At 46.1% G+C, this 6,593-nt stretch carries 5 protein-coding genes and 1 pseudogene; 4 read left to right on the top strand and 2 right to left on the bottom strand.

Annotated elements, in window-relative coordinates:
* The 4 genes and pseudogenes from ACTIE6_RS13545 to ACTIE6_RS13530 all read left to right on the top strand — a co-directional run.
* Positions 1-96: pseudogene (locus ACTIE6_RS13545) on the top strand (hypothetical protein); the annotation flags it as partial.
* Positions 97-150: 54 nt separating this feature from the next.
* Positions 151-831: a 3-keto-disaccharide hydrolase gene (locus tag ACTIE6_RS13540; protein WP_439557147.1), complete on the top strand. Its 681-nt coding sequence runs from the start codon at positions 151-153 to the stop codon at positions 829-831.
* Between the two features lie 190 nt (positions 832-1,021).
* The gene (locus ACTIE6_RS13535) at positions 1,022-1,855 is read left to right on the top strand and encodes an ATP/GTP-binding protein (RefSeq protein WP_439557145.1); all 834 of its coding nucleotides are present in this window, start codon (positions 1,022-1,024) and stop codon (positions 1,853-1,855) included.
* Between the two features lie 42 nt (positions 1,856-1,897).
* Positions 1,898-2,575, top strand: coding sequence for an RNA recognition motif domain-containing protein (locus ACTIE6_RS13530; protein ID WP_439557144.1), 678 nt, complete (start codon positions 1,898-1,900; stop codon positions 2,573-2,575).
* An 82-nt stretch (positions 2,576-2,657) separates the two neighbouring features.
* On the opposite strand, the gene ACTIE6_RS13525 is transcribed toward ACTIE6_RS13530, so the two are convergent.
* Both ACTIE6_RS13525 and mutS read right to left on the bottom strand, forming a co-directional pair.
* Positions 2,658-3,848, bottom strand: a complete 1,191-nt coding sequence (locus tag ACTIE6_RS13525) for an MFS transporter (RefSeq protein ID WP_439557143.1) — start codon at positions 3,846-3,848, stop codon at positions 2,658-2,660.
* 53 nt (positions 3,849-3,901) lie between these two features.
* On the bottom strand, positions 3,902-6,565 hold the full coding sequence (gene mutS, locus ACTIE6_RS13520; RefSeq protein WP_439557142.1) for a DNA mismatch repair protein MutS: 2,664 nt from the start codon (positions 6,563-6,565) through the stop codon (positions 3,902-3,904).
* Between the last annotated feature and the right edge of the window lie 28 nt (positions 6,566-6,593).

Raw genomic sequence — 6,593 nt, 5'->3', positions numbered from 1 at the left:
GGCGACCGTGTTTCGGTGGATCTGAATGGAGAAAATGTGGTTGACAATGTAGTGCTCGAAAATTACTGGGACCGTAACCTGCCCATTTTTGCCAAAGAACAATTTGAATTGCAGGCGCACGGTAATCAGATCAACTACCGCGACGTATATGTGCGTGAGATCCCAAGAAACGAATTTGTTCTGCCTGCCGAGGAGAAAAAGGAAGGTTTTAAAGTGCTGTTCGACGGAACCAACCTGTTTGAATGGGTAGGAAACAAAACGGACTATTTCATTGAAAACGGCGAGCTGGTCGTAGATCCGAAGAAAGGCGGCAGCGGGAATTTGTATACGAAAGATGAGTTCAGTGACTTTGAATTCCGCTTTGAGTTCCAGCTTACTCCCGGCGCCAACAATGGACTGGGTATCAGAACCCCGATGCAGGGGGATGCGGCTTATGTGGGTACTGAAATCCAGATCCTGGATAACGATGCGGATATTTACAAAGACCTGAAAGAATACCAGTACCACGGATCGGCTTACGGGATTATTCCTGCAAAAAGAGGCTTTTTGAAGCCAATGGGCGAATGGAACTACGAAGAAGTGCGCGTGCAAGGCTCTAAGATCAGGGTTACATTGAATGGAACTGTGATCGTAGATGGCGACCTGGCAGAAGCGAGCAAAAACGGTACGCCCGACCATAAAGAACACCCCGGACTTTCCAGGACTTCGGGGCACCTGGGCTTCCTTGGTCACGGTTCTCCGCTTAAATTCAGGAATATCAGGATCAATGATCTCACGAAAGTGCAGCCCGCGCCTGTGGTAGAAAAGAAGAAAGGAAAAAAGAAAAAGTGAAGCCTTATAAGCAGCACCGATTTTTTTGAAAAAAATTTAAAAAATGCCCAGACTAATCAGTGTGGGCATTTTTATTTAGCTTTGGTATAATGATCGTAAAATGGAAAAGGAAGAAGTAAATAACTATCCTTTCGCCCTTGATAAGGTTGATTTGATATAAACCTTAGTTCATTTTTGTCAATTAAAACAAATGAAAACCAGAAACCTTACTTTAAGTGCCTTTCTAGTAGCTGCACTTGCATTTTCTTCCCAGGCGCAACATTCCCTTACCCAGATCTGGTCTTCCGAAGCCAAGCTTCCTGTTCCTGAATCTGTACTTTTCAGCAAGCAGGATAAATTGCTGTACGTAGCACTGATAGACGGCAAGCCAGCCGAGAAAGATGGTAAAGGAGGAATTGCCAAAGTTGGCCTCGACGGAAAGATCGTGTCCGCCGACTGGGTATCCGGTTTGAATGCACCCAAAGGAATGGGCATTTACGGCTCTAAGCTTTTTGTAGCAGACGTAACGGAAGTGGTTGAAATTGATATTAAATCGGGTAAAATCGTCAAGAAACATGCGGTTGAAGGAGCCCAATTCCTGAATGATGTAACGATCGATTCGAAAGGCAATATCTACATTTCAGATTCCAGCACAAAAAAGGTCCATTTGATCAAGGACGGACAGGTTTCTACCTACTACGAGGGACTTAACGGACCAAACGGATTGCTGGCAGTAGGAACAGATCTGCTCATTGCTGACAGCGGTTCACTCAAAAAACTCACTTCTTCTAAACAAATCTCCGTGATTGCGGAAGGAATGGATAAAAGTACGGATGGAATAGAGCAGGTAAAACCAGGCGAGTACATTGTATCAAGCTGGGTTGGAATGGTTTATTATGTAAAAGCCGACGGTACCACCGAGAAATTGCTCGATACGAGCGCGGACAAAACCAATTCTGCGGATATCGGTTATGATCCAGCCAAAAAAGTCGTTTATGTGCCTACTTTCGGCAAGAACAATGTAGTCGCTTATCAGCTAAAATAAATATATTTATAACCTTAAAAATCAAATATAAACAGGCGTTTCATGGACATTTTTGTTGGGAGTCTTTCTTTTAAGTTAAAGGAAAGCGAACTGCGTGAAGCTTTCGAAAAATTTGGGAAAGTGAGCTCCGCGAAAATTATCATTGACAAGATTACGCGTCAAAGCAAAGGTTTCGGGTTTGTTGAAATGCCCGATGAGAACGAGGCGAGACTGGCAATCAGCTCGTTGAATGGAGCGGAAATGTATGGCAGGGCATTAGTAGTTATCGAATCCCAGAAGAGAGAACCAAGACCGGGCGGACCAGGCGGAAGTTATGGAGGAAGCGCGGCCCCAAGATCTGACTTTAAAAGAGAAGGCTTTAACCGGCCCAGACCCAACGATACCGATAACAGAAGCGCAGGTGCAAGAGAAAAAGCCAGCACCGGTGGCATAGATGATGAAGACGACGACGATCAGGAAGTAAGAAAACCAGCTCCCGGCACCAGTTTCGGAGGCGGTTTTGGCGGAGGTGGCAGCAGCTTCGGAGGCGGCAGCAGCGATAGATTCCGCAGCCAGGATCGGAAGCCAGGCGGTAATGATCGCGGACATAACGATAGAAACAGCCAGAGTGGAAATAAGGCGAAAGTTGACAGCCGCTACGGAAGAGGTGAATATTCGAAAAAAGGCGGAGGCGGCAGCAAACGCAACTTCGGCAATACTGACGACGACGATAGCTGGTAGGACCCAGAGAAGATAAATAAAAAGCCCGCAGCGTGTAGCTAGCGGGCTTTTTTATGCATTACAAGGTAAGACCAACTGCCTTCTAAGCAGTAGCTCTTACCTTGTTATCCTTGAAGAACAATACGAAAAGAACAAGTACCACAGCCGCGATTGCAGCCGGTACCATCCAAATGCTCGTCCAGTTTTTCACACCTTCAACGGTGTACATATCCGCAACCAGACCAGCCAGCCAGGAGCCAATTCCCATTCCGATCCCGTAAGTAGCAATGGAAATCAGTCCCTGTGCAGAAGACCTGTATTTTTCTCCGGCTTTGCTGTCGGTATAAATTTGTCCGGTTACAAAGAAGAAATCGTAGCACACACCGTGAAGAATGATCGCCATATAAAGCAGCCACTCGCTATTTGAATCACCGAAACCGAATCCGATAAAACGAACAATCCAGGCGATCAAACCAACTACAAGCATCCATTTAACACCCAACCGGCTGAATGCAAGCGGGATCAGCAACATAAATACAACCTCAGAGGCTTGTCCAAGTGACATTTTGTTTTCCACATTCGTCATACCAGAGTCTGTAAGCGACGGGTTGGCCATTGCATAGTAGAAAGAAAGCGGAATGCAAATGAGCAGCGATGAGATGAAGAAAATGGCGAATGAACGATCTTTAAATAACTTGAAAGCATCCAGCCCCAGAATGTCCCCGAATGAAGACTTCGTGCTTGGTTTTGGGGGCGTATTTGGCAGGAAAAACGAATAGACGCCCAGTAATGCAGATGCAACCATGGAAATCTTGAAGATCATCACGCTATCACCAAAACCGTAAAAACCGATGATATTGGACACCACAATCCAGGAAACCGTTCCCATCACGCGGATTGCAGGGAAATCCTTTTCCGAATTGGTAACCTGCTGCATGGCGATCGAGGTCGTAAGTGACATCATCGGTGCAAAAGAAATACAGTAAAGCAGGATAATACCGAAAAAGTTATCCGCACTTGTGACACCTGTAAGAAAATAAAGCAGTACCGCACCGGCAAGGCTCAAAACACCTAAGACTTTTTGTGCAGCAAAATACCGGTCGGCGATCATCCCGACGAAGAATGGAGCAATAATCTGCGCAATTGAAAAAGCGGCATAGGCATTTCCCACTTGTGCCCCGGTCGCATTCAGGGCAGTAAACATGTACTTACTCATTTGCCCATACCATGACCCCCAGATAAAATAGAGGAGGAACATCATGGCCATCAATTGAAATCGCGTTGAATTTTTCATAACATAAAAGGAGCAGGAGATTGGTAGGTTAGATAATTGGTAGATTAAGGTTGTTACTTTTTTATAAGCTTTTGGAATTCGTTTAATTTCAAAAGCGCTTCAATGGGAGATAATGTATTCACGTCGATCATGGAAAGCTTTTCTTTCAGCTCTTCTATTTTCGGGTCTGCTGGTTCAAAAATGCTCAGCTGGAAATTGTTTTTTGGAATCTCCCTGACTTTCTTTTTGTGATCCAAAGTCACGTGATCCTTTTCCAGGTGCTGCATGATTTCATTGGCTCTCAGCACAATCGGCTGCGGCATTCCTGCGATCTGGGCTACGTGGATACCGAAGCTGTGTGCACTTCCGCCGGGTTTTAGCTTGCGCAAAAAGATCACTTTATTGTCCACTTCTTTCACCGCCACGTTGAAGTTCTTAATGCGCGGGAAATCCTCGGATAGCTGGTTCAGCTCGTGGTAGTGCGTTGCAAAAAGCGTTTTGGGACGGCAATCGAGCTGGTTATGCAGGTACTCTGTGATTGCCCACGCAATGGAAACGCCATCGTAAGTACTGGTCCCCCGCCCTATCTCATCCATCAAGATCAAACTCCGGTCGCTCAGGTTATTGAGAATACTGGCTGTTTCGGTCATTTCGACCATAAATGTACTCTCGCCGCGGCTCAGGTTATCGCTGGCTCCTACGCGTGTGAATATCTTGTCAACCAGTCCAACAGAGGCAGATTTGGCAGGTACATAGCAGCCCATTTGTGCCATTAAAACAATGAGTGCAGTTTGCCGCAGCAAGGCAGACTTACCTGCCATGTTGGGCCCTGTGATGATAATAATCTGTTGGGAGGAATCATCCAGGTATAAATCGTTGGGAACATAGCTTTCGCCTACCGGCAGCTGCTGCTCGATCACCGGGTGGCGACCGTCACGAATGTCCAAACGATTATCTTCGGTAATTACCGGCTTGACGTAATTGTTTTTCCGTGCTACGATTGCAAAAGAGCTGAGTACATCGAGTGCGGAAATGATAGACGCATTCTTCTGAATTGCATTCACCTGCTCAGTGGCTGCAGTAATCAATTCGCTGAATATCCGGTATTCTATTGTTGCAATGCTATCTTCGGCATTGATGATTTTCTCTTCGTACTCTTTCAGTTCCGGGGTAATATAACGCTCCGCATTCACGAGCGTTTGCTTCCTGATCCACTCGGCAGGAACCTTGTTCTGGTGCGCGTGCGTGACTTCCAGGTAGTAGCCGAAAACTTTGTTATAAGCAATTTTCAGCGAGCTGATCCCGGTACGCTCTATTTCCCGGTTTTGCAGCTGCAAGAGGTAATCCTTGCCTTTATATGAAATGGCATGCAGCTCGTCCAGTTCGGCATCCACCCCTTTTTTAATCATCCTTCCCAAATTGGAAAGCACGGGAGCATCCTCGCGGAGCTCAATTTCTATTTTATTAACCAGCTCCACACAAGGATCAAGCTGATCGGCATATTTCAGCAAAACTTCCAGTTCAGACGACAAAATCACTTCACCAGCCTCGTCCCTTTTCGCTTTCCTTTTTTCTTTTTCAAGAAGCTTATATAAACTCTCTTTGATCGGGGTTATCTGGCTCAAAGATCTTTTAAGCTGAACCAGTTCTTTTGGATTGATCCTCCTTACAGCCACCTTCGAAATCAGACGTTCCAGATCGCCGATCAGTTTGAGGTTCTGCAGAATAGACTCGTGCACACTTTCATGTTTGAGAAAATGGCTGACGATATTCAACCTTTCTTCTATCGGCTGCTTCTCTTTGAGCGGCAAAACCATCCATTTCCTCAACAAGCGCGCTCCCATTGGAGTCACAGTCTGGTCAAGAATCTGGATCAGCGGAACTCCGCCCTCCTGCTGGGGATAAACAAGTTCGAGGTTACGGACTGTAAACCGGTCGAGCCATACGTACTTTTCTTCTTCCAACCGCGTAATGCGGCCGATATGTGCTACTTCCTTATGTTCAGTTTCTTTGAGATAATGCAGTATCACGCCGGCTGCCACAATACCGAGCGGCAATGTTTCTATCCCGTAACCTTTCAGGGTTGTGGTTTGAAAATGCGTGGTGAGTTGTTCGTAGCCGTAATCAAAACCAAAACACCAATCCTCTAACTGGAAAGTATGGTATTTTCCACCAAAAAGCTGACCGAATTCCTGCTTGAATTTCTTGCAGAAAAGTACTTCCGAAGGCGAGAAGCCTTGCAGCATTTTGTCAATGTAAGCCGCATTTCCCTGCGAGGTCATGAACTCCCCCGTCGAAATATCGAGAAATGCGATCCCGTACTGGTTATTATCCCCGCAATGCACAGCTGCGAGGTAATTATTCCGGCGGGTATCAAGTACATTATCGTTGTAGGAAACACCTGGCGTAACCAGTTCAGTTACCCCTCTTTTAACAATACCTTTCGCCATCGCCGGATCTTCCAGCTGATCACAAATGGCCACACGCTCGCCGGCGCGTACGAGTTTGGGTAAATAGTTATCTAATGAATGGTGTGGAAAACCGGCCAGCTCTTCGTGTGAGCCGCCATTGTTCCGGCGGGTAAGTACAATGCCGAGGATCCTGGACGCACGTATCGCATCTTCCCCGAAAGTTTCATAAAAATCACCAACCCTGAAAAGCAACAATGCCCCCGGGTACTTCGCTTTAATCTGATTATATTGTTTGTTAAGCGGGGTTTCTTTATGTGCCTTTGCCAATTATCAGCCTTATTTTAAGAACAGGTAT

This window comes from Dyadobacter sp. (assembly GCF_051859145.1).
Taxonomy (GTDB): domain Bacteria; phylum Bacteroidota; class Bacteroidia; order Cytophagales; family Spirosomataceae; genus Dyadobacter.
Note: the sequence above shows the minus strand (reverse complement) of the source record. Positions and strands in the feature narration are given on the sequence as shown.